This is a genomic window from Flavobacterium maritimum (assembly GCF_040049085.1).
Classification (GTDB): domain Bacteria; phylum Bacteroidota; class Bacteroidia; order Flavobacteriales; family Flavobacteriaceae; genus Flavobacterium; species Flavobacterium maritimum.
Genome location: NZ_JBDLZY010000006.1, coordinates 322,262 through 347,134, shown reverse-complemented (window position 1 = coordinate 347,134; position 24,873 = coordinate 322,262). Strand labels below are relative to the sequence as shown.

Below are 24,873 nucleotides of genomic sequence, written 5' to 3'. Positions count from 1 at the left end.
TATATCGCTATAAAACATTAAAAAACTAAAAAACAATAATTAACCTCCCCTACTTTCCAATTGGAAACTCGGGGTATTCAACACAAATTTAATGAACAATCTACTTTCAGACAGAATTAACAATCTGTCTACGTCGCAAACATTAGCTATGGCTGCTTTAGCTAGAGAATTAAAAGCACAAGGAAAAGACATTATCAGTTTAAGCTTAGGTGAACCTGATTTCAATACACCAGACTTCATCAAAGAAGCAGCAAAAAAAGCTATCGATGAAAACTACAGCACTTATTCTCCAGTTGAAGGATATGGTGATTTAAAAGAAGCAATTTGCAGAAAATTCAAAAGAGACAATGGTTTAGATTACAAACCATCTCAAATTGTAGTTTCAACAGGAGCTAAACAATCTTTATACAACATTGCTCAAGTGATGTTAAACGATGGTGACGAAGTAATTTTACCTGCACCATACTGGGTTTCTTATTTTGAAATCGTAAAATTATCAGGTGGTGTACCTGTAGAAGTTCCAACTTCTGTAGATACGGATTTCAAAATCACACCAGAACAATTAGAAGCAGCTATCACACCAAAAACAAAAATGATGTGGTTCAGTTCTCCTTGTAACCCAAGTGGATCTGTTTACAACAGAGAAGAATTAACTGCATTGGCTAAAGTATTGGAAAAACATCCAAACATTTTTGTTGTTGCCGACGAAATCTATGAACATATCAATTTCTCAGGAACTTTTTGCAGTATCGGTTCAATTCCAGGAATGCTTGACAGAACAATTACTGTAAATGGTGTAGCAAAAGCTTTCGCTATGACAGGATGGAGAATTGGATATATCGGCGCTCCAGAATTTATTGCTAAAGCGTGTACAAAAATTCAAGGACAAGTAACCAGTGGTGCAAACAGTATTGCACAACGCGCTACCATTACTGCCGTTGATGCAGATCCAAGTGTATTGAAACACATGGTTGATGCTTTCCATAGCCGTAGAGATTTAGTGGTTGGATTATTGAAAGAAATTCCAGGAATCAAAATCAATGTTCCAGAAGGAGCATTCTACGTATTTCCAGATGTATCTTCTTTCTTTGGAAAAACATTGAGAGGTACAGTTATTAAGGATGCCAATGATTTCTCTATGTACCTTTTGGCCGAAGCCAATGTAGCTACCGTAACTGGTGATGCTTTTGGTAATCCAAACTGTATTCGTTTTTCTTATGCTACCAGCGAAGAATTACTAAAAGAAGCATTACGCAGAATCAAAGACGCGGTTACATTAACTGAAGTTCCTGCATAAAACAAAAAACACTTAAGGTTTATTATATAAAGTTTAAGGTTCAAAGTTTCATTACTTTGAACTTTAAACTTTTTTTTTACCACACCCACACTCCATACTAACGCAATTTGCAAGGACAACTCCCGCGTTGTCCCTCCGCATAAAAACAAATCCCATTATTCTTATATTTGATTCGTATTCAATAATTAAAATCAAAATCAATATGCTGACCGACATTAACCCCAAACTACCCATGCGTAACAAAACAATTACACGTGATTTTTATGTTAATCAATTAGGTTTCGAAGAATTTGGCAGCGCAGATTTTGACGGTTATTTAATGGTTCAAAAAGACAGTATTCAAATTCATTTTTTTGAATTTGCAACAATTGATCCAAAAGAAAATTATGGTCAAGTATACATTCGTACCGACAACATCGACCAATTGTATCGAACTTTGTTAAACCACAATGTAAGCATTCATCCATCAGGACATTTGCAAATCAAACCTTGGAGACAAAAGGAATTTTCGATACTCGATCCTGACAATAACTTACTCACTTTCGGACAAAGTTTATAACAAATTTAGTAGGAACAACTCGCGAGCTGTCCCTACGCTTATTAATTACAATAATTGTTTCAAACCACAAAAACAGAAAGAAAACTTCAACGGCACTTAATCCATTTTAATTATCGTTTTTTCTTTTAACACAGTTATTTCCAAAAAATCCATGCCTGAATTAGAAAACTCGGATAATTTATAAGAACTTTGCAAACTTTTTTAGGCGAAAGCCAAAAATCCTAAAGTTTTAGAAATAAATAAATTATCATCAGCGACAGATGAAAAAAAAGATAGAAATACTTGCTCCGGCAAAAGATTTGATTCACGGTATGGCAGCCATCAACAGTGGTGCCGATGCAGTTTATATTGGTGCGCCACAATTCGGTGCGCGTTCTAACGCTACCAACTCGATTGAAGACGTAGCCGAATTAGTAAAATATGCCCATTTATACAACGCCCAAGTATTTGTAGTAATCAATACCATTCTTTACGACAACGAACTCGAAACTTGTCGCCAGATGATTTGGGAATTGTACCATATAGGTGTTGATGCACTCATCATACAAGACATGGCAATCATGGAAATGGAGTTACCTCCCATCGTGTTGCACGCCAGTACACAAGCCAACAACAGGGATGCCGATAAAATTAAGTTTCTCGCTGATGCAGGAATTAAACGTGTGGTACTCGCCCGTGAATTGAACTTGCACCAAATCAAAGAAATAAGTGATGCTTCAGATGTCGAATTGGAGTTCTTTGTGACCGGTGCGTTGTGCGTATCATTCAGCGGAAACTGCTATATGAGCGTGGCCAATGGCGAGCGTTCTGCCAACCGAGGTTCCTGTGCACAAAATTGCCGCTTGCCATACAACTTAATCGATGGTCATGGCGATACTTTAATCAAAAACAGTCACTTGCTTTCTATTAAAGATTTTGACGTTTCTGACCAAATTCCAAATCTAATAGAAGCCGGAATTTGCTCCTTCAAAATTGAAGGCCGTCTAAAAGATATCGTCTATGTAAAAAACAACGTTTCTTACTTACGTCAAAAACTGGAAGCTTTTCTGGAAGGCAACGATAAATACACCAAAGCTTCTTCGGGTAAATGTACATATACTTTTGATTCAGCTTTAAATCGCACCTTTAACCGTGGTTATACCGATTATTTCGTTAATGAACGTCACAGCTCAATTGGTTCGTGGGAAAGTCCAAAATCTAAAGGACAATACATTGGAAAACTGATCAAAACCATCGGAAATTCATATGAAATAGAAAACGGGCATTTATTGAACAATGGTGATGGACTTTGTTTTATCAACGAAAACAATGAAGCTGATGGTATTTATGTAAACAAAGTTGAAAATGGTTTGGCTTACCCAAACGTCCTGAAAGAAATTGCTCCGGGAACCTTCATTTATCGCAACAATGACGCCGCTTTCATTAAAATCGTGGAACGGGAAGACAGTGCTGTGAGAAAAATAAGCACTACCTTATTGTTGACCGAAAACGAAACTGGTTTTGAATTAATAGCTACCGATGAAGATGGCAATGTGAGTACCGTTCATTTGGTCCACGCTAAAGAACAAACCAAAAACAATCAGTCTATTACCGAAAATATCAAAACACAATTGGCCAAAACAGGTTTTACGCCTTATACTGCTGATGAAATCAATGTGATGTTCTCAGAAAACTGGTTCCTTCCTATTTCTAAAATCAACGAAATGCGCAGAACCGTTTATGAGCAATTGTCAGAAATTCGTTTGACCAATTACAAACGTGAAGAACATCAAATCGTAAAAACATCACATCCATATCCGGAAACCAAATTGGATTTCATGTACAATGTTTCCAACAAGATTGCACGTAAATTTTACGAACGACACGGTGTTACCGAAATTGAAAAAGCATTTGAATTGCAATGGGATCCAGGAAAATCCCGTGTAATGACCACTAAATATTGCATCAAATACGAATTGGAAAAATGTCCTAAATACCACAGAGATACCATGGAAACCAAACTAAAAGAACCATTGGTGTTAAAACAAGGAGAATTAGAATACAAATTGAAATTCAATTGCAAACCTTGTGAAATGGAAATTTGGGAAAAAGATGCCGAATTTGAAATTGAGGAAGATTAATACCTACCAAAACCGATGGCTTATAAAATAAAGCCATCGGTTTTTTTCTTAAATTTGGGCGTGACCATAATCCCGCACACAAAAAAATCCAGTACGGACAGCTCGCGAGCTGTCCCTAACAAATTGAAACATGAAAATACTACTACTAGGCTCAGGCGAATTAGGAAAGGAATTTGTAATCGCTGCGCAACGAATCGGACAAACCATCATTGCAGTTGACAGTTACGAAAATGCACCGGCCATGCAAGTCGCCCACGAATTTGAAGTTATCAATATGCTCGACGGAGAAGCCCTAGACCGAATAGTAGCTAAACACAAACCCGATTTTATTGTTCCGGAAATAGAAGCGATTCGTACCGAACGTTTTTACGAATACGAAAAGCAAGGCATCACAGTAGTCCCTTCGGCAAAAGCTGCCAATTTTACCATGAACAGAAAAGCAATACGTGATTTGGCCGCAAAGGAATTAGGATTAAAAACCGCCAATTACCGTTATGCCACCACAGCTGAAGAATTGCAAAAAGCAGTATTGGAAGTTGGAATTCCATGTGTGGTAAAGCCATTAATGTCTTCCTCTGGAAAAGGACAATCCACTATCAAAACAGAAGCTGATATTGAAAAAGCGTGGAATTACGCCGTTGAAGGTTCTCGTGGAGACGTTGTAGAAGTAATCGTAGAAGCTTTTGTAAAATTCAATTCAGAAATTACCTTGCTAACTATTGCTCAAAACAACAACCCAACTCTGTTTTGTGCACCGATTGGCCATCGTCAAGAACGTGGAGACTACCAGGAAAGCTGGCAACCTGCCCGAATTTCCGACAAAGATTTATATGAAGCACAAGACATGGCCGAAAAAGTTACCGAAGCTTTGGGCGGCGCAGGACTTTTTGGAGTTGAATTTTTCTTAGCTGATGATGGCGTTTATTTCTCAGAATTATCGCCAAGGCCCCATGACACCGGAATGGTGACGTTGGCAGGAACACAAAATTTCAACGAATTCGAATTGCATTTACGTGCGATTTTAAGTTTACCCATTTCAGAAATCATATTAGAAAAAGCCGGAGCGAGTGCTGTTATTTTAGCTTCGGAACATTCAACAAATCCTACTTATTTCGGAATTGAAAATATAGCTGCTTTATCCAAAACTGATTTTAGAATCTTTGGAAAACCCAGCTCAAGACCTTATCGAAGAATGGGAGTGGCTTTAGCACATGACACTTTAGAAACTCCAATTGAAGAAATTGTTGAAAGAGCCAAAAAAGCTGCTTCCCTCGTAACTGTCAATTCCTAATTATTGTTTAGAAATCCGGAAAGCGGTCGGCGTCATTCCAACATGCTTTTTGAATAATCGTGTAAAATAAGAATAATCGTCATAGCCTACAGCTGTGGCGATTTCGTTTACAGTCAATTTTTTATCCATCAACATTCGCTTAGTTTCGAGAATAACCCGATCGATTATCACTTCGGTTGTGGTCTTTTTCAGGATCTCGTTGCATATTCTGTTCAAATGCTTTAACGTAATATGAAGCCGTGAAGCATAAAAAGAGGGCAGTTTTTGTGTTTTAAAATACCCTTCTAAAAGCACTTCAAAGTCCTTAATTTTCACATTATACGAATGTGCTTCATAAAGATGGGTTACATTATATTTTCGGGCAATCTCAATATGAATAATATCCAAAAGATTCATAATCTTATCCTGTTTCAACATTTTATTTCCTCTAATTTCAGAAATCATACTATCAAAATAAGGAACTATTGCTTTTGATTCGGCTTGATCAAAAACCATTTCGGGTTTGTTGTTTACAGAAGAATAAAAAGGATACTCATCAATACTTTTTTGACCAAAATAAAGATTATACATTTCCTGAGAATAGAAAATAACAAACCCTTCAATATCGTCTGATAAATTCCAATGATGCATTTGTCCGGGCTGTAAAAAAAACATACTCCCCGCTTGAATATGAAACGTTGTAAAATCAATTTCATGTGTTCCGGAACCATTGGTAAAAAATACCAGTACATACGAATTGTGCCGATGCGGCTCTTCAACAAAACTGTGATTGATTAAATGATTTTTAAAAGTATTAATATACAAATCACTATTCACTGCACTATCGTTAAACCGTTGAATATTGTAAATAGGATATTTTTTCATACTTCACCCAATGTCTTTATTGTGCTATAATTAGCGAATATAGAAAACATTCAGGAAACCAATATGAAATACCTTTGGAAAAAATTATTAAAATGTCACACGCCATCGTCCACATCCTAAATAACGACTGCCCTCATTGTCACGAAGGTAAAGTTTTTAATGAAAAAAACATTTTCTTCAATCTTGGATTTCCTAAAATGAATGCATATTGTTCGCATTGCAATTATAAATTTGAAAAAGAACCGGGCTATTTCTTCGGAGCCATGTATGTAAATTACGGTTTAACGGTAGCACAAGGAATTGCAACATATCTAATTGCTCATTTATTCTTTAAAGAAACATTCGATTTGAGAATGATCCCTATTATTGCAGGTACAATTATCGCCTTATCTTCTTTTAACATTCGATTTTCGCGATTATTATGGATTTATATGTTTAAAAATTATTCCATCTAAAAATTTTACAGCTCCCCATAAAAACAGTTATCTTAGCAAAACTAATTTCTTAGAACATGAAAAAGCTACTATACCTGTTATTCATATTGACAGCAATAACAACAAATGCACAAGATAAAAAAGAGCAACCTAAATCTCAAATTGTAGAAGCTTCCTGCGGACAATGTCAATTTGGAATGGAAGGACACGGCTGCGAATTGGCCATTCGAATAGATGGAAAAACTTATTTTGTTGATGGCAGTTCTATCGATTCCCATGGTGATGCACATGCCGAAGACGGTTTTTGCGCTGCCATCAGAAAAGCAGAAGTCGTTGGAGAAGTAACCGACAATCGATTCAAAGCGACGTCTTTTAAATTACTTCCTAAAAATTAGTCTGTGAATTTAATTCTTGAAAATATTGCTAAACATGTCTCACTGACTCCGGAAGAACAGACACTTTTTTTATCGTTAACAGAAACCAAAACCTATAAAGCTAAAACCATTCTGCTAAAAGAGGCTGAAGTTTGTACCTATTCTTTTTTTGTTACCAAAGGTATTTTACGCAGTTACACGATTGATGAAAATGGCGTAGAACATGTAATGAGTTTTGCCTGCCCCGGTTGGTGGATTGCTGACATGTACAGTTATCTTTCTCAACGTCCGGGACAATTATACATTGAGGTAAATGAAGATGCTGAAGTGATTCTTTTATCAAAAGAAAACCAAGAACAGTTGTACAATACCATTCCAAAAATGGAACGTTTCTTCAGAATTCTTATCGAAAACTCACTCGTAGCCAATCAGCAACGTTTAATTGACAACTTGAGTTTTACCGCAGAAGCGCGATATGACAAGTTTACCAAAAAATATAAAGAATTAGTCAATTGCCTTCCTCAAAAACAAATCGCTTCCTATATAGGTGTAACTCCAGAATTTTTCAGTAAAATGAAAGCAAGGTTACTCAAAAAATAAAAAATTCCTTATTCCACTTAAACCCGACAGATCTACAAAATCTGTCGGGTTTTTTATTTCTTAATCTAGGTTAAGTAGATTCCAAATCGACCGGCTGTATCTTTGTACCATCAAAATAACAGTTATGAATCGAAAAATAATTAGTAGAAAAAGTTTACTGGAAACGAGGGCCATAATTAGCGTAAACGCAACAGCCAATTAGCTCCCAATTTCATTATTTTCATTTCTTAATCTAGGTTAAGTACATTACAAGTCAATCAGTTATATCTTTGTATCACCAAAATAACAGTTATGAATCGAAAAGATTTTATTAAAAGAAGCTTACTCGGAACAAGTGCCGTAATTACCGGAAGCGCAATAGCCAACAAACTATCAACTAACGAAGCAGAAACAATAGGATTTAATCACATTCAAAACACAAATTCAAAAATTATGAAAAATATCGTATTACATAAAGCCAATACTCGCGGTCATGCCAATCATGGTTGGTTAAACAGTCATCACACTTTTAGTTTTGCAAACTATCACAATCCGGAACGTATGAACTTCGGAGCCTTAAGAGTCCTAAATGACGATACTGTATCGGCCGGAATGGGATTTGGCACACACCCTCATGCCAATATGGAAATCATAAGCATTCCTCTTGAAGGGGATTTGGAACACCAAGACAGCATGGGAAACAAAACTGTAATCAAGAAAGGGGATATCCAAATAATGAGTGCAGGGACTGGAGTACAACACAGTGAATACAACAAAAACAAGGACAAAGAAGTAAAATTTTTGCAAATATGGGTGTTCCCAAATGAAAAAAATGTTAGTCCTCGTTATGATCAAATTACCCTAAAAGAAGAAGAAAGACACAATCAATTGCAACAGATTGTTTCACCAAAGCCAGAAGACGGCGGTGTTGCGATTCACCAAGATGCTTGGTTCCATTTAGGAAAATTTGATAAAAATATCGAACTACCTTATACAATCAAGAAAAAAGGAAATGGTTTATACGTGTTTGTTCTTAAAGGTGACATCGCTGTAAACGACCAAGAACTTAACACTCGTGATGGTTTTGGAATCTGGGATATCGATTCTGTAAAAATAAAAGCTACCTCTGATGCCGAATTTTTATTGATGGAAGTTCCAATGCAATTTTAATAATCAGAAAAAAAGAGAAACTTATAACATACTATAAAAACAACAAATTACAACAAATTAAAATTATGACAACAACAAAATGGGCAATAGACCCAACACACTCAGAGATAGGTTTTAAAGTAAAACACATGATGTTTACTAATGTATCCGGTAATTTTGGAAAATACGATGCAACAATCAGTACCGAAGGGGATTCTTTCGAAAATGCAGCTATCGAATTTTCAGCTGATATCAATTCTATTGATACTCGAAATGCAGACAGAGACAATCACTTAAAAAGTGCTGACTTTTTTGACGCTGAAAACCATCCAAAATTAACATTCAAAGCCTCTTCATTCTCTAAAGTAGATGATGAAAATTATGAATTGGCCGGTGATTTAGGAATTCGTGGAGTACAAAAATTTGTAAAATTTCCAGTAGAATTCAGTGGACTAATGACCGATCCTTGGGGAAACACCAAAGCAGGACTAATTATTTCAGGAAAAATAAACCGTAAAGATTGGGGATTGAACTGGAACTCTGCTTTAGAAACCGGAGGTGTTTTGGTAAGTGATGACGTTCGTCTAAACATTGAATTACAATTATTGAAACAATAAATCATTACAACTACTCAGTACAGTAGTTAAGATGTTAAGATACTAAGTTGCTAAGATTCTAAGTTAAGGTTAAACGGATAGCAGTATTGTTCTACCTCTTTAGAATCGTCCTCCTAAACCTTATAAAATTAGCATTTTATAACCTGAGCACCTTCTGCGTAGTTACAAATCATTTTATAAAAGTGATGTCAATTTAGGACAAACCCCTATATTTCATTTTGAAGTATAGGGGTTTGCTTTTATGTCTGTTTTTTATCTTTCCAAATAAATGCCAAAAAAATAGTATTTTTGCACCCAATTGAAATCAAAAATATGGAATACCTCTTTGGGCGTTCCATCTGATAAAATAAACAACAATAAAAAACTACAGATGAAAGCATACGTATTTCCAGGTCAAGGTGCACAGTTCACAGGAATGGGTAAAGACTTATATGAAAACTCTCCTTTAGCTAAAGAATTATTTGAGAAAGCTAATGAAATATTAGGTTTCCGCATCACAGACATCATGTTTGAAGGAACAGCCGAGCAATTGAAAAAAACTAAAGTGACTCAACCGGCAGTGTTTTTACATTCGGTAATTTTAGCTAAAACCCTAGAAGACTTTAAACCAGAAATGGTGGCAGGACATTCTTTGGGTGAATTCTCAGCTTTAGTTGCCAATGGCGTCTTGTCTTTTGAAGACGGACTAAAATTGGTTTCGCAAAGAGCTTTGGCCATGCAAAAAGCTTGTGAAATAAAACCATCTACCATGGCAGCAGTTTTAGGATTAGCAGACAATATAGTTGAAGAAGTTTGTGCTTCAATTGACGGAATTGTAGTAGCTGCCAATTATAACTGTCCAGGACAATTAGTAATTTCAGGAGAAACTACAGCGGTAGAAAAAGCTTGTGAAGCTATGAAAGCAGCAGGTGCAAAACGTGCTTTATTATTACCGGTTGGTGGAGCTTTTCACTCTCCAATGATGGAGCCCGCTCGTGAAGAATTAGCTGCTGCTATTGAAGCAACAACATTCTCTACTCCTATTTGCCCAGTATATCAAAATGTAACGGCAAGCGCAGTTTCTGATCCATCCGAAATCAAGAAAAACCTAATCATTCAATTGACTGCTCCGGTAAAATGGACACAATCTGTACAACAAATGATTAAAGACGGGGCTACTTTATTCACTGAAGTTGGTCCAGGAAAAGTATTAGCCGGATTAATTGGAAAAATTGACAAAGAAGCTGCAACAGCTAATGCTTAACTAGCTTATAGTATTCAGTCTCAATATTCAGATTTTAAATAAATTAAAAATCCTCACAAGCAGATGTTTGTGAGGATTTTTTTATATTTTTAATTATTCTTAAATCTCTGAAAAATGAAAAAAATACTCTTCATTGTTTTATTTATCAATTGGATAAATATTTATTCTCAAGAAACAAAAATTGAAGCTCCTGACTATAAAAAGATAGAGTCAGAAATCAAACAAAAAACATCTGAATTTTACTATTCAAAATTAGTTGACAAATTTAATGCTGCTGATACTACCATGACATTAGAAGAAAAAAGGCATTTATATTATGGCTTTACATTTCAAAAAAATTATTCTCCTTATTCCAGTTCCAAACATTCAGAAAAACTGAGAACTTTAATAGATAAAGAAAAATTATCAAATGAAGATTATGAGGAAATAATTAAATTATCAGACTTAATTCTATACGACAATCCCTTTGATTTAAGAACTCTTAACTATAAAAGCTACTGCTTAAAACAACTTAACAAAGAAACCGAATTAGAAAAAGTCATTGTAAAAATGAATATAATAATGACCGCGTTAATGAGTTCCGGTGACGGAATAAGTAAAGAGACAGCATTTTATGTCATAACCACATCAAACGAATATGATTTATTAAACATGTTAGGTTTTAGTTTTGGAGGAGAACAAAGTCTTATTGAGCATTATGATTATCTTAAATTAGACGAAAATCAATACAACATTCCTGGTTTTTATTTTGATGTCAGTCCTTGTTTGAATTATCTCAGCAACGATTTCAAATAAGGCTTTTAAAGTATTTAAAACTAAATTTCACAACAAAAAATCCCAAACTATCACTCGATACTTTGGGATTTTGTTTATAAAGATGCACTACAGTATATTTCTACGAACGAATCTTCTGCTCCCATTTCCAGGCGCTGGCCATTGCGTCTTCCAGAGTGGATTCTGCTTTCCAACCTAAGACCGTATTCGCTTTATCAGTATTGGCGTAAGCTGAAGTAATATCTCCTTCTCTACGCGCTACAATTTTATAAGGTAATTTTTGCCCGCTAACTTTTTCAAAAGCTTGAATTACATCCAAAACAGAACTTCCCGTTCCAGTTCCAAGATTAAAAGTCTCCACTTTAGATACATTCTTTTTATTCAACAAACGTTGCAAAGCAATAACATGGGCTTTCGCCAAATCCACTACATGAATATAATCGCGAACAGCAGTACCGTCAGGAGTTGGATAATCGTCTCCATAAACGGATAATTCTTTGCGCAAACCAATTCCGGTCTGTGTAATAAACGGCACTAAGTTTTGTGGTACACCTATAGGCAATTCTCCAATTTCAGTTGACGGATGCGCTCCAATCGGATTGAAATAACGTAACAAAATAGCATTGATATTAGTTACTTTGGTCGTATCTGTAATGATTTCCTCTCCTATTTGTTTGGTGTTCCCATAAGGAGACATGGCCGTCTGAACAGGAGCATCTTCGGTAATTGGCATTTTTTCGGCCTGACCATAAACCGTACAGGAAGAACTGAAAATAAAACTGGCATCCTCTTTTTGTTGCAATCCTTGTAAAATATAAACTAAAGTATTGATGTTGTTTTCATAATACAGCAACGGGTTCTCTACACTTTCACCAACTGCTTTTGAAGCTGCGAAATGTATTACTCCTGAAATATCATGATGTCTTATGAAAAAATCCTGTACTTTATCCTTTTCGCGCAAATCTAACTTTTCGAAGGCGGGAACTTTTCCTGTAATACTCTGAATCCCGTCTAATACATTCAGTGATGTATTCGACAAATCATCTATAACTATGACTTCAAATCCTTCATTCTGTAATTCCACTACTGTATGAGATCCTATAAATCCCAAACCGCCTGTTACTAATATTTTCATTTAATGTTGATTTGTTTATTTGCCAAGTCCGTTAATCGGGTTGATGATTAACTAAATAACAATCGAAATAGACTATTTATTTAAAAATTCTAACACACTATCAGTGATGAATTTTATTTGCTCGTCATCTAATTCGGTATGCATTGGTAACGAAATTACTTCTTTTACCAATTGGTTCGTAACCGGAAAATCTTCTTCTTTGTAACGGGTATCCATATACGCTTTTTGCGAGTGCAACGGAATTGGGTAATAAATAGCACATGGAATGCCTTTGTCTAACAAATGTTGCATTAAACCATCTCTATCCCCATTAATAATTCTCAAAGTATATTGGTGAAAAACATGACAATCACAAATATCACAAATACTCGGAGCTATAATATTTTTGTGTCCTTCGAAAGCAGCAGTATATTTTCTGGCTGCATCCTGTCTTGCTTTATTATATTCATCCAACAAAGGTAATTTAGCATTTAAAACCGCCGCCTGAATACTGTCTAAACGGGAATTCACCCCTACAACATCATGGTGATATCGTTCGTACATTCCGTGATTTACGATTCCGCGCAAGGTATGGGCTAAGGCATCATCATTAGTAAAAATAGCCCCGCCATCACCGTAACATCCTAAATTCTTGGAAGGAAAAAATGAAGTAGCTCCTACATTTCCGATAGCTCCAACTTTCTTTTTAGTTCCGTCCGCAAACTTATAATTGGCTCCAATCGCTTGCGCATTATCCTCAATAACATATAAATTATGTTCTTTGGCAATTGCCATAATAGCCTCCATATTAGCTGCACGGCCAAACAAATGTACCGGCACAATAGCCTTGGTTTTTGGTGTAATTGCTTTTTTGATTCCTTCGATAGAAATATTCATATTTACCATATCAACATCTACTAAAACTGGTGTCAACTGCAATAAAGCAATAACCTCAACAGTTGCAGCAAAAGTAAAATCGGCAGTGATTACCTCATCGCCAGGTTTCAAACCTAAGCCCATCATGGCAATTTGCAAAGCATCAGTTCCATTAGCACACGGAATTACATGCTTTACACCCAGATATTCTTCTAAAGATTTTTGGAATTTATGAACTTGAGGTCCATTAATGTAGGCATTGGTGTCCAAAACTTCCTGAATGGAAGTGTTTACGGTTTCTTTTATTTTATCATACTGACTTTTTAAGTCAACCATTTGAATTTTTCTCATTGAAATTTTTCTTTAAAGTTCGAAAGTTTAAGGTTTTGGAAATGCCCGTATGCTTTCTAAAAATGCAGAACAAAAATAGTTATTTAAAGAGTTTAAACCAATCAAATTAATATAAAGAAAACGTATTTTAGCCACAAAATTTCAAGTATGCTTTTTCTTTATAATCTAATCGTTCAAATTGCTGGTTTTTTACTAAAACTCATAGCTCTTTTCAGTCCAAAAATGAAATTATTCATAGAGGGCAGAAAGATTGTTTTTCCAGTTTTAGAACAAAAAATAAAACCAACCGACAAAACAATCTGGTTTCACGCAGCTTCCTTAGGCGAATACGAACAAGGCCTACCCGTGATTGAAAAAATCAAAGAAGCGTTTCCTTTGCACAAAATTGTAATCACTTTCTTCTCCCCTTCCGGTTACGAAGTACGAAAAAACAATACCGTTGCCGATGTAACAATCTACCTGCCATTGGACACCAAAAAAAACGCACAAAAATTTTTAAAACTCGTTCATCCGGATTTGGTGTTTTTTATCAAATATGAATATTGGCCAAATTATTTAGCTGAACTCAAGAAACTACAAACAAAAACCTATCTGATTTCGGGAATCCTTAGAGAAAATCAGCTTTTTTTCAAATGGTACGGTGGTTTTTACAGAGAAGCACTGAACACCTTTGATTATTTCTTTGTACAAAATGAAAATTCAAAAAAATTATTACTGGGATTAGGCAAAACAAATGTAGCTGTCTCGGGAGACACTCGATTTGATCGGGTTGCCGCAATCTTAGAAAAAGATAATTCCTTAAATTTTATTTCTCAATTTAAAGACAATACATTAACCATTGTTGTGGGAAGTTCTTGGCCGAAAGACGAGAATTTATTAGTTGATTTTATTAATTCGAATACATTGAATGTAAAATTTATAATTGCGCCCCATAATATAAAAGCCGAACAAATCCAACAATTACAAAACAGCATCACCAAAAAAACAGTACTGTTTACGGAAAAAGAAAATAAGAATCTTGCCGACTACGAGGTTTTCATTATTGACACAATAGGAATCTTAACCAAAATCTACAGTTATGCCGATATTGCTTATGTAGGTGGTGGTTTTGGAAATCCCGGTGTCCATAATTTACTGGAACCGGCAACTTTTGGCGTTCCAATTGTGATTGGACCAAACTATTCTCATTTTGCGGAAGCAACAGCTCTCGTAAACATGGAAGCTTGTATCTCTATTACCAATGCCATAGATTTAAATAAAGTATTCAGAAATCTAATCCTGGACGACAGCCTCCGACAAGAAAAAGGACTTTTGTGTGAAACTTTCGTCCAAATGAACAAAGGAGCCACTGCCATTATCCTTAAATACATTTTGAATAATTCAATTTAAAATCGCCAAGCCCTGATCGGTTTGAGATTCGAACTGTAAAAAATGGCATCTTATCCCGTATTTTACATTTCCCAACAAAGCAGATAAAAATTACAACCTAAATTCAATATCATGAAATTTTTTAAATTAATCCTATTATTATTTGTTATTCAAACACAGGCCCAGCAAGGCGGCATGTGGATCCCTTCGTTATTAAACGGAATGAATGAAAAAGAAATGAAAGATTTAGGCATGAAAATGTCGGTAAAAGACATTTACGATGTCAATCAATCGAGTTTAAAAGATGCCGTCCCGCACTTTAATGGTGGTTGCACCTCCGAAGTAATTTCCCCAAAAGGACTGATTTTAACCAATCATCACTGTGGATTTTCACAGATTCAATCGCACTCTACAGTAGATCATGATTATCTGACCGATGGTTTCTGGGCTTACAAAATGGAAGACGAATTGCCTAACGAGAATTTAAAAGTCACTTTCATTGTCAAGATTGAAGATGTGACCACTGCTGTTTTAGAAGGAGTTACTTCACTTACTTCCGAATTAGAAAAACAAAAGAAAATTCAGGAAAACATCACTTCCTTAACCAATTCTTTACCTAAGGAAAACTGGCAGGAAAACAAAATCCGAACGTTTTACGAGGGCAATCAATACATGCTTTTTGTAACAGAAACCTTTACAGATGTCCGTTTAGTTGGTGCTCCACCTTCGTCTGTAGGGAAATTTGGTTCCGATACAGATAACTGGGTTTGGCCTCGTCATACCGGTGATTTTTCATTATTCAGAATTTATGCTGACAAAAACAATCGTCCGGCAGCTTATTCAAAAGACAATGTTCCTTATACACCAAAACACTTCTTACCAATTTCACTTGATGGCGTAGCCCAAGATGATTTTACTTTAGTTTTTGGTTATCCAGGAAAAACGAATGAATATTTACCAGCTGTTGCGATTGAACAAATTGCAAAGGAGCTAAATCCGGCAAAAATCGAAATAAGAGACAAAGCATTGAAAGTTGCTGATAGTTTCATGAGAAAAGACAATGCAATCAAAATTCAGTATGCCGCGAAATACGCCAGAATTGCCAATTATTGGAAAAAATGGATTGGTGAAACCCAAGGATTAAAAAAATCAAATGCCGTTGCCATTAAGAGAGAATCTGAAAAAGCTTTTCAGCAAAAAATAGTAAAAGCCGGCAAAGAAAATGAATACGGAACACTTTTAGCTGATTTCGAAAAAAACTACGCAGAAATAGCTCCATACGCCTCTGCCAGAGATTATTTCACAGAAGTTGTACAGGTCAACACGGAATTATTAAGCGTTGGCTACAAATTGTACCAACTGGAACAAGTTTACAAAACCAAAGGAGAGCAATCCTTTACAGATCGAAAAAACAATCTGATAACCGGATTAAATGATTTCTACAAAGATTTTAATGCTACTGTCGATGAAAAGGTTTTTGAGCAATTGATCGAATTGTACGCCACTAAATCACCAAAACAGTTTTTACCACAAAGCTTGACAAATGTGGACACTAAAAATTTGGCCACAGCAATTTATTCGAAATCTAAACTACTAAATTACGCAGGCCTAAAAGAATTGTTAACCGGCGACACGCAGACGGTACTCACAAATTTGAACAATGACAATGGATTTCTATTTGTAAAAGAATTAGCCGACAAATACCTGAAAGAAGTTGCCCCAAAATACGACGAAATCAATTTAAAGATTACAGCATTGCAACGTACGTATATGAAAGCACAATTGGAATTAAATAAAGGAAGCCGAATTTTTCCGGATGCTAATAGCACATTGAGGATTACTTACGGAAAAGTAAAAGGATACGAGCCTAAAGACGGTATAATTTACTCGCCTATAACCTATTTAGACGGTGTGATGGAAAAATACATCCCTGGAGACTATGAATTTGATATCCCTGCAAAATTAATAGATCTATATAAAACCAAAGATTATGGTATATATGGTGAAAAAGGCAAAATGCCCGTTTGCTTTATTGGCACGAATCACACAACAGGAGGAAATTCGGGAAGTCCGGCAATTGACTCCAAAGGGAATTTAATAGGCCTTAATTTTGACCGGGTTTGGGAAGGAACCATGAGTGATATCTATTACGATCCTAGCATTTGTAGAAACATTATGGTCGATGCACGATACATTCTTTTCATTATAGATAAATATGCCGGAGCAAAAAACCTGATAAATGAGTTAAAACTGGTTCATCCTAAAAAAAAGTAATTTACTGGAAAAGAAAACCTTAATAACAAAAACAACCAAAAAACAAAGAAACAATAGTAATGTCAAATATTTATCAATTACACTAATTAACTGGCACGATAATTGTGAATTGTTTTGGCGTCGGTGAAAATATTATTTTTGAAAAAAAAAATAAAAAAATATTTTACATATTAAAAAATTTATATCTTTGCCACGAATTAATAATTAACCTTTTATAATAAAGTAAGATGAAAAAAGTATTTTTAAGTTTAGCTGCTGTTGCTGTATTAACTGTTGTATCATGTAAAAAAGCTGACGCTCCTGCTGAAGAGGCTGTAGCTGCTGACACTACTGCTGTAGTTGTTGATTCTGCTGCTGTTGTAGCTGACACTGCTGCTGTTGCTGTTGACTCTGCTGCTGCTGCTCCTGCTGCTGAAGCTCCTGCTGCTAAGTAATTCTAAATTACACAGAAAAAATTTAAGCCGTTACACTTAGTGTTACGGCTTTTTTTTGCGCTTTAATTTTAGCAAAAAAAAGACATCTTCTCCGCCAAACAAATTACCACTACACCAACCTACCCTAAATCCTTTAATCTGGAAAAATAAAATCATTCTCAGAAAAATCCAAGATCTCTGATTTAGAAGCAGACTTAACAATCTCATCAATCCCTTTCTGAAGTCGCAACTGTGTAGTATACTTTCTACTGGTCGCAAAATGATCTCCCCCTAAAAGCAGTTTAAAAAAAAACTTCCCATTAGTAGATTTAAACTTTAAAAAATCAGCAGACTCAATATTCTGCTTGAATTTTTCAATATCCTCTTCACACTCAAATTTAAGTTCATAACTCAAACTCGTAAATATAGTCTTCCCCTTTCTGGAAGTGAACACAAACTTATATTCATCATTGAATCGCTTACTAATCACAAAAGCTCCCATAATCTAGTCTATAATACAAATTGAATAATTATTACCGAAAGCATCAGAATATGCATTCACACCAAAACCAAACACTCTAAAACAAAAAAAACCTCTTCAATTGAAGAGGTTTTAGTACTCAGAGCGGGACTTGAACCCGCACGAACATTGCTGTTCACTGGATTTTAAGTCCAGCGTGTCTACCAATTTCACCATCCGAGCATTATATGGCGTTGGAGCGAAAAACGGGGCTCGAACCCGCGACCTCGACCTTGGCAAGGTCGCGCTCTACCAACTGAGCTATTTTCGCATTTTCAATTCTTAAAAAGAACCGCGATACTTGTTCTGTATTGCGGATGCAAATTTAGTACATTAATTCAATTACACAAGCCTTTTTTATAAAAATTTTACAGATAATTTCTAATCTTCTGATAACGTAAACTTTAAAATTAAAATTATTTTTTAGTCAGCATTCTTTTGATTTCATTCAGCTTCATCAATGCTTCCATTGGTGTTATTGTATTGATATCTAAATTTAAGATCTCTTCTTTGATCTCTTCCAATAAAGGATCATCTAAATTAAAGAAACTCATTTGCATTTCATCCTTTGCCGTTTTAATTCCGTTTAACGCATCGCTGGAATGATCTTTCTCCAGCTTCTTCAGCAGCTTTTGTGCTTTTAAAATTACTATCTGCGGCATTCCCGCCATCTTTGCAACATGTATCCCAAAACTATGTGCACTACCTCCTTTTACTAATTTCCTAATAAAAAGCACTGTCTCTTTCAATTCCTTTACAGCAACATTATAATTCTGGATTCTGGAAAGCGATTCACTCATTTCATTTAACTCATGATAATGGGTCGCGAATAGTGTTTTAGGCCTAGAGGGGTGTTCGTGTAAAAATTCTGCAATTGCCCAAGCAATCGAAATCCCGTCATAGGTGCTGGTTCCCCTTCCTATTTCATCTAACAAAACTAAACTTCTGTCTGAAATATTATTCAAAATAGAGGCTGTTTCGTTCATTTCAACCATAAATGTTGATTCCCCCATCGAAATATTGTCAGAAGCCCCAACTCTGGTGAATATTTTATCCACTATTCCCATTCTAACACTGTCTGCAGGAACAAAACTTCCCATTTGAGCCAAGAGCACAATTAAGGCAGTTTGACGCAAAATAGCCGACTTACCAGACATATTAGGCCCTGTAATCATAATCAACTGCTGTGTTTCTCTATCCAGAAAAACATCATTGGCAATATAGGGTGTTCCAACCGGCAATTGTTTTTCAATAACCGGATGCCTTCCGTTTTTAATTTCCAATTCGAAGGTATCGTCAATTTCCGGACAGATGTAATTATTCTCAATAGCCAATTGCGTAAAAGAACACAAACAATCCAATTGCGCTACCAAATTAGCATTCATCTGCACTGGCTTGATATATGTCGCAATCCAACTGACCAATTGTTCAAACAAATCCAGTTCTATTTTATGGATTTTCTCTTCAGCGCCAAGGATTTTTGTCTCATATTCCTTCAATTCCTCGGTAATATATCGCTCTGCATTCACCAAGGTCTGTTTTCGAATCCATTCCTGCGGAACTTTATCTTTATGTGTATTTCGAACTTCGATATAATACCCAAAAACATTATTAAATGATATTTTCAAAGATGAAATTCCAGTTCTTTCTGATTCTCTTTTTTCAATTCCTTCCAAATATTCTTTTCCGGAAGTCGATATCGCCCTCAAATCATCCAACTCCTCACTAATGCCTTTTGCAATCGCATTTCCTTTGGCAATAGCTACTGGAGCATCTTGATTTAAAGTAGTTTTAATTTTATCCCGCAACAAATCGCAACTATGCAAACTATCACCGATTACTTTTACAGCTTCTTGCGGACTCTCTAAAGCCAAAGTCTTGATAGGAATAATTGCATCCAAAGATTCCTTAAGGTAAACAACTTCACGAGGAGATACTTTTCCAGCCGCGATTTTGGAAATCAATCGTTCTAAATCAGAAATTTGCTTAATTTGATACTGGATACTTTTTAAGACTTCTTGATTTTCTTTCAAATACGAAACCACCTGATGACGGCTTTGTATTTTATTACTATCCTTCAAAGGCAAGGCCAACCATCGTTTTAGCAAACGACCACCCATTGGCGAAAGCGTCCTGTCTATCACATCCAGCAGCGTAACGGCATTAGGATTATAACTATGGTACAATTCTAGATTTCGAATCGTAAAGCGATCCATCCACACATAAGCATCTTCAGCAATACGCTGAATAGCAGTAATATGCTGCACTCTATTATGTTGCGTTTCGGATAAATAATATAAAATAGCGCCTGAAGCAATAATTCCTTCTTTCAATTCTTCGATTCCAAATCCTTTTAGAGAAACTGTCTGAAAATGTTTGGTCAAGATTTCGAAAGCATAATCTTCTTTATAAATCCAGTCTTCTAAATAAAAACTGTGATAATCGTCTCCGAAAGTTTCACGGAAATCACTCTTATTGTTTTTTGGAATTAAAACTTCACTTGGATTAAAATTTTGAAGTAATTTATCAATGTATTCTGAATTCCCCTGCGCAGTCAGAAATTCCCCCGTTGACACATCCAGAAATGATATCCCTATTGATTTATTAGCAAAATAAATGGATGCTAAAAAATTATTCGTTTTAGATTGCAAGACCTCATCATTCATTGAAACCCCTGGAGTCACAAGTTCTGTAACACCTCGTTTTACAATAGTTTTGGTCATTTTCGGATCTTCCAGTTGATCGCAAATCGCAACACGAAGACCGGCTTTAACTAATTTTGGTAAATAGGTATTCAAAGAATGGTGTGGAAAACCCGCCAAAGCTGTCTCTGTTTCAGAGCCGGCTCCGCGTTTTGTCAAGACAATTCCCAATATTTTTGAAGCTCTTATCGCATCTTCTCCAAATGTCTCATAAAAATCTCCTACACGAAACAACAAACAAGCATCCGGATATTTCCTTTTAATTTCGTTATATTGCTTCATTAAAGGTGTTTCCTTAACTACTTTATCTTTAGCTGCCAAATTTGTTGTATTTAATAAATGAAAAAAAAATGTGTCAGCGAATTTATATATTTTATAGCGAATAACGAAGTCTTCGAAAATTAAAATATTTTTAAGAAAAATTTAGTATCAGATTTCTATTTTTTATATAGATTTGTGAATAATTAAAAATTAAATCAATCATGAAAAAAATAATTACAGTAACTATGCTACTTGTACTAGGAGTTTTATCTTCTACCGCACAAGAAACTTCTAAAAAAGCAAAAACTACAACTGCAAAAGCAGCTACTGCAAAAGTAAACGGAGCCGGAATGGTTTTTGTTGACGAAGTTATTGATTACGGGACTATTGCTCACAATTCAGATGGAAAACGTGAATTTGTTTTTACTAACAACGGTAACGCTCCATTAATCATTACTAATGCTCAAGGTTCATGTGGTTGCACAGTTCCTACAAGTCCAAAAGAACCTATTGCGCCGGGTGCAAAAGGAGTTATTGGAGTAAAATATGCTACAGATAGAGTTGGGCCATTTACAAAAACGGTAACTATAACCTCTAACGCAGCTGGACAAGCAACAAAAACGCTTACTATAAAAGGAACTGTTTTAGCAGATGGTGCTGCTCAAAAAAGCTAGTTTCCCAAAATAATATATCAAAAAAAGCTTCCTTCAATTTCGGAAGCTTTTTTTATAAGCATAATTTAAAAAGAATGAGAAAATTAGAAAACAGTGAGCTGGACAGGAAATCTATAGAAGGGTTCAAAAAATCAGAAAAAACACCTCTTATTTTGGTACTGGATGACATTCGAAGTCTGCACAATATTGGATCTGTATTCAGAACAGCAGATGCCTTTTTAATTGAAAAAATATATCTCTGCGGCATCACTGCAACTCCTCCAAACAAAGAAATACACAAAACCGCTCTTGGCGCAACAGAAACAGTTACTTGGGAGCATAATGAGAATGTTCTTCAAGTAATAGAAAACTTAAAAAAAGAGAACGTTATTACCTTGGCTATTGAACAAGTGGAAAGCGCCATATTTCTACAGAACTTTGAAGTTGAAAAAGGAAAAAAATATGCGCTGGTGTTTGGAAACGAAGTACACGGTGTTTCTCAAGAAGCTGTTGCTATATGTGATGGCTCAATCGAAATCCCTCAATTGGGAACCAAACATTCTTTGAACATTTCGGTAAGTGCCGGCATTGTAGTCTGGGATTTGTTTCAAAAACTAAATTGGCCTAAATAAAAAAACAAATCAAGAATAGTAATACTTTTATAAAATGAGAATAGATACTTTTTTAAAAATAACTTTAGTCTTTTTATTTATTTCGAATGCGACTTACGCAATCATTCCATTTTATTCCATTAAAAAAGACACTATTACTATTCCGCATCAAACTTTTACCCCAGTTACCCATTCTGAAACTAAAAATAAATTTACAGTCGCTATAGCACCTCCTGTAATTACAGCTACCGGAAACCAAATATACTGCCCTGGCACTTCGGTAAAAATTGTAGAATCAATTACTATAACAAATGATCCCGCCGAACCTGGCACTGATGCAATTTACATTCAAATTTCTTCCGGTTATGTAAACGGACAAGACAAATTAACATTAACAAATTCAGCATCACACCCATTAATAACAACAAGCTGGGACATTACAACTGGAAAGCTAAAACTATCGAGTCCAACTCTTGGAACAAAAGTGGCTTACACCGACTTTGTAGAAGCCATAAAAGATGTCGAGTTCAGTAATTCTTCGACATCACCGTCAGGAATTAGAAATTTCTCCATTACCATTGGACAGGCGAATTATTTGCCTTCAACACAACATTATTATCAATTTATTCCCAACATAGGCATAACATGGACTGATGCGAAAATTGCAGCAGAAGCAAGCAGTTATTACGGCATTAATGGCTATTTAGCTACAGTATTAGCTCTGGACGAAGCGCAATTAATCGGCGAACAAGCATCTGGAACAGGATGGATTGGTGGCAGCGACTCACAAACCGAAGGAGTCTGGAAATGGATGACAGGCCCAGAAACCGGAGACAATTTTTCTTTTACTTTTTGGAACAATGGAGAACCCAACAATTTAGGAGAAGAAGATTATGCCCATATTACAGAATCTGGTGTTGGTATCAAAGGTTCTTGGAATGATTTAACCAATACAGGAGCTGCTAGTGGTTCTTACCAACCCAAAGGTTATGTCGTTGAATATGGCGGAATGCCTGGAGATCCAATTCTTCAAATCGCAGCAAGTACAACCATTACGATCCCTAAAATCACAGCAACAACTCCAGCGTCAAATTGTGGACCAGGAGCCATTACACTTAAAGCAACCGCTACAGGAGGAACAATAAGTTGGTATGGTGTAGCAGCAGGCGGAAGTCCCTTATCAACCGGCAATGACTTCACCACTCCTATCTTGGCAACAACTACAATCTATTATGTAGATGCTGGCTGCGCAACAGCCAGAACACCCATCACAGCAACTATTTACACTATTCCCACAGTAACGTCCACCAATACTCCCCAATCAAGATGCGGTGCTGGATCCGTAACGCTGCAAGCAACAACTGATGCTGGCGTTATAAACTGGTATACTTCTCTAACCGGAGGAACTATTGCAGGAACAGGAACCAGTTTCACAACTCCAGCTCTTAGTCAAAACATCACATATTATGCAGAGGCAAACAATAACGGTTGCGTTTCCCCAAATAGAATCCCTGTAGATGTAATTGTTTACACTCCGCCTGTTGTAACTGATCAGGAAGTTGTTTTATGCAAAGCTGGAACAGTAACATTAGACGCTTCAGTTTCTGGCATGTCTTATTTATGGTCTACCGGAGAAACAACACAAACAATTGTCGTTTCTGCCACAGGAGCTTATACCGTAAATGTAACCAGTCCGGCACCCGAAAATTGCACAAGTACAAAAAAAATCACTGTAATAGAACATGCTGTTCCTGAAATAAACAGGGTAGATGTTAACGAAACTACGGTCGTAATTTACTTAAACAACCCACAAACATATTTTGAATATTCTGTCGATGGACTTAACTATCAATCTTCGAATGTATTCTTTAATGTTCCAAGCGGTCTCCAAACTGCTTATGTAAGAGAAGTTAGTTTATGCAGCTACGATACCCAAACCTTTATTGTGCTAATTGTCCCTAAGTTTTTTACGCCAAACAACGATGCTTACAATGACACTTGGAAAGTAGAAGGATTAATTAATTATCCGGAAGCTGAAGTAACCATTTTTGATCAATACGGAAAGTTCATTACAAAACTTGATCTGGCAAACCAAACATGGGACGGAACCTACAACAAGAATCTTTTACCGTCTTCGGATTATTGGTATGTTTTAAAGATAGATGCCAATAGTCCTGAAAAAAGAGGTCATTTCTCACTGAAGAGGTAAATAAAAATTACTTTTATAAAACACTACTCCTATAAACTTTTAAATTGTTTAAATATCCTTTCTGTAAATTAATTTACCACTATTTTTCTTTCAAAATAATAAATTCGGAATAATTCAGTTTAATATTTATAATACGGAATCAAGGTGTCAAAAATTTAACATTAGAATAAATGAGACCCAATACAGATTTCATATTTCTAAATAAAAAACATTATCTTGA

22 protein-coding genes and 2 tRNA genes are annotated in these 24,873 nt (G+C 35.7%); 17 read left to right on the top strand and 7 right to left on the bottom strand.

Annotation, left to right across the window (positions count from 1 at the left end):
- The first annotated feature begins 91 nt into the window (after nt 1-91).
- The 4 genes from ABEB23_RS14795 to purT all read left to right on the top strand — a co-directional run bounded on the left by ABEB23_RS14795 (nt 92) and on the right by purT (nt 5,267).
- Nucleotides 92-1,297: a pyridoxal phosphate-dependent aminotransferase gene (locus ABEB23_RS14795; RefSeq protein ID WP_348813382.1), complete on the top strand. Its 1,206-nt coding sequence runs from the start codon at nt 92-94 to the stop codon at nt 1,295-1,297.
- A 202-nt stretch (nt 1,298-1,499) separates the two neighbouring features.
- Nucleotides 1,500-1,856 carry a bleomycin resistance protein gene (locus tag ABEB23_RS14790; RefSeq protein ID WP_348813381.1) on the top strand — a complete coding sequence of 119 codons (357 nt, stop codon included), beginning with the start codon at nt 1,500-1,502 and terminating at the stop codon, nt 1,854-1,856.
- Nucleotides 1,857-2,116: 260 nt separating this feature from the next.
- Nucleotides 2,117-3,976, top strand: a complete 1,860-nt coding sequence (locus tag ABEB23_RS14785; RefSeq protein ID WP_348813380.1) for a peptidase U32 family protein — start codon at nt 2,117-2,119, stop codon at nt 3,974-3,976.
- 130 nt (nt 3,977-4,106) lie between these two features.
- The gene (gene purT, locus ABEB23_RS14780; RefSeq protein ID WP_348813379.1) at nt 4,107-5,267 is read left to right on the top strand and encodes a formate-dependent phosphoribosylglycinamide formyltransferase; all 1,161 of its coding nucleotides are present in this window, start codon (nt 4,107-4,109) and stop codon (nt 5,265-5,267) included.
- Here purT and ABEB23_RS14775 read toward each other — a convergent pair whose 3' ends face one another.
- The gene (locus ABEB23_RS14775; protein ID WP_348813378.1) at nt 5,268-6,131 is read right to left on the bottom strand and encodes an AraC family transcriptional regulator; all 864 of its coding nucleotides are present in this window, start codon (nt 6,129-6,131) and stop codon (nt 5,268-5,270) included.
- Nucleotides 6,132-6,223: 92 nt separating this feature from the next.
- Here ABEB23_RS14775 and ABEB23_RS14770 point away from each other — a divergent pair, with 92 nt between their 5' ends.
- The 7 genes from ABEB23_RS14770 (at nt 6,224) to ABEB23_RS14740 (ending at nt 11,322) form a co-directional block, all read left to right on the top strand.
- Nucleotides 6,224-6,586: a DUF983 domain-containing protein gene (locus ABEB23_RS14770; protein ID WP_348813377.1), complete on the top strand. Its 363-nt coding sequence runs from the start codon at nt 6,224-6,226 to the stop codon at nt 6,584-6,586.
- Between the two features lie 56 nt (nt 6,587-6,642).
- On the top strand, nt 6,643-6,960 hold the full coding sequence (locus ABEB23_RS14765; protein WP_348813376.1) for a DUF6370 family protein: 318 nt from the start codon (nt 6,643-6,645) through the stop codon (nt 6,958-6,960).
- A 3-nt stretch (nt 6,961-6,963) separates the two neighbouring features.
- Nucleotides 6,964-7,539, top strand: coding sequence for a Crp/Fnr family transcriptional regulator (locus tag ABEB23_RS14760; protein ID WP_348813375.1), 576 nt, complete (start codon nt 6,964-6,966; stop codon nt 7,537-7,539).
- Nucleotides 7,540-7,971: 432 nt separating this feature from the next.
- A complete protein-coding gene (locus tag ABEB23_RS14755) occupies nt 7,972-8,688 on the top strand; it encodes a pirin family protein (protein ID WP_348813473.1) in 717 nt (238 codons plus the stop codon).
- A 65-nt stretch (nt 8,689-8,753) separates the two neighbouring features.
- Nucleotides 8,754-9,284 carry a YceI family protein gene (locus ABEB23_RS14750; RefSeq protein WP_348813374.1) on the top strand — a complete coding sequence of 177 codons (531 nt, stop codon included), beginning with the start codon at nt 8,754-8,756 and terminating at the stop codon, nt 9,282-9,284.
- Nucleotides 9,285-9,654: 370 nt separating this feature from the next.
- Nucleotides 9,655-10,527 carry an ACP S-malonyltransferase gene (gene fabD / locus ABEB23_RS14745; protein ID WP_348813373.1) on the top strand — a complete coding sequence of 291 codons (873 nt, stop codon included), beginning with the start codon at nt 9,655-9,657 and terminating at the stop codon, nt 10,525-10,527.
- A 114-nt stretch (nt 10,528-10,641) separates the two neighbouring features.
- Entirely contained in the window at nt 10,642-11,322 is a 681-nt protein-coding gene (locus tag ABEB23_RS14740) for a DUF4919 domain-containing protein (RefSeq protein ID WP_348813372.1), read from the top strand.
- 100 nt (nt 11,323-11,422) lie between these two features.
- Here ABEB23_RS14740 and galE read toward each other — a convergent pair whose 3' ends face one another.
- Both galE and ABEB23_RS14730 read right to left on the bottom strand, forming a co-directional pair.
- Complete coding sequence (galE, locus tag ABEB23_RS14735; RefSeq protein ID WP_348813371.1) at nt 11,423-12,436, bottom strand: UDP-glucose 4-epimerase GalE; 1,014 nt, start codon at nt 12,434-12,436, stop codon at nt 11,423-11,425.
- A 72-nt stretch (nt 12,437-12,508) separates the two neighbouring features.
- Nucleotides 12,509-13,642: a DegT/DnrJ/EryC1/StrS family aminotransferase gene (locus ABEB23_RS14730; RefSeq protein WP_348813370.1), complete on the bottom strand. Its 1,134-nt coding sequence runs from the start codon at nt 13,640-13,642 to the stop codon at nt 12,509-12,511.
- A gap of 147 nt (nt 13,643-13,789) precedes the next feature.
- On the opposite strand from ABEB23_RS14730, the gene ABEB23_RS14725 reads away from it, so the two are divergent.
- The 3 genes from ABEB23_RS14725 (at nt 13,790) to ABEB23_RS14715 (ending at nt 17,718) form a co-directional block, all read left to right on the top strand.
- Nucleotides 13,790-15,031 (top strand): 3-deoxy-D-manno-octulosonic acid transferase, encoded by a 1,242-nt coding sequence (locus tag ABEB23_RS14725; protein ID WP_348813369.1) that lies wholly within the window; start codon nt 13,790-13,792, stop codon nt 15,029-15,031.
- A gap of 111 nt (nt 15,032-15,142) precedes the next feature.
- Entirely contained in the window at nt 15,143-17,284 is a 2,142-nt protein-coding gene (locus ABEB23_RS14720; protein WP_348813368.1) for a S46 family peptidase, read from the top strand.
- A 227-nt stretch (nt 17,285-17,511) separates the two neighbouring features.
- Nucleotides 17,512-17,718 carry a PG1828 family lipoprotein gene (locus tag ABEB23_RS14715; protein WP_348813367.1) on the top strand — a complete coding sequence of 69 codons (207 nt, stop codon included), beginning with the start codon at nt 17,512-17,514 and terminating at the stop codon, nt 17,716-17,718.
- Nucleotides 17,719-17,851: 133 nt separating this feature from the next.
- Here ABEB23_RS14715 and ABEB23_RS14710 read toward each other — a convergent pair whose 3' ends face one another.
- The 4 genes from ABEB23_RS14710 to mutS all read right to left on the bottom strand — a co-directional run bounded on the left by ABEB23_RS14710 (nt 17,852) and on the right by mutS (nt 21,240).
- A complete protein-coding gene (locus ABEB23_RS14710) occupies nt 17,852-18,199 on the bottom strand; it encodes a DUF1508 domain-containing protein (protein WP_348813366.1) in 348 nt (115 codons plus the stop codon).
- Between the two features lie 115 nt (nt 18,200-18,314).
- Nucleotides 18,315-18,400: transfer RNA gene (locus ABEB23_RS14705), tRNA-Leu, on the bottom strand.
- A 12-nt stretch (nt 18,401-18,412) separates the two neighbouring features.
- Nucleotides 18,413-18,488: transfer RNA gene (locus tag ABEB23_RS14700), tRNA-Gly, on the bottom strand.
- A 145-nt stretch (nt 18,489-18,633) separates the two neighbouring features.
- The gene (gene mutS, locus ABEB23_RS14695) at nt 18,634-21,240 is read right to left on the bottom strand and encodes a DNA mismatch repair protein MutS (RefSeq protein ID WP_348813365.1); all 2,607 of its coding nucleotides are present in this window, start codon (nt 21,238-21,240) and stop codon (nt 18,634-18,636) included.
- A 161-nt stretch (nt 21,241-21,401) separates the two neighbouring features.
- Between mutS and ABEB23_RS14690 the strand changes: the two genes are divergently transcribed.
- The 3 genes from ABEB23_RS14690 to ABEB23_RS14680 all read left to right on the top strand — a co-directional run bounded on the left by ABEB23_RS14690 (nt 21,402) and on the right by ABEB23_RS14680 (nt 24,653).
- Nucleotides 21,402-21,854 (top strand): DUF1573 domain-containing protein, encoded by a 453-nt coding sequence (locus ABEB23_RS14690; protein WP_348813364.1) that lies wholly within the window; start codon nt 21,402-21,404, stop codon nt 21,852-21,854.
- 74 nt (nt 21,855-21,928) lie between these two features.
- Nucleotides 21,929-22,465 carry an RNA methyltransferase gene (locus ABEB23_RS14685; protein WP_348813363.1) on the top strand — a complete coding sequence of 179 codons (537 nt, stop codon included), beginning with the start codon at nt 21,929-21,931 and terminating at the stop codon, nt 22,463-22,465.
- Nucleotides 22,466-22,499: 34 nt separating this feature from the next.
- The gene (locus ABEB23_RS14680) at nt 22,500-24,653 is read left to right on the top strand and encodes an Ig-like domain-containing protein (protein ID WP_348813362.1); all 2,154 of its coding nucleotides are present in this window, start codon (nt 22,500-22,502) and stop codon (nt 24,651-24,653) included.
- Nucleotides 24,654-24,873 lie beyond the last annotated feature (220 nt).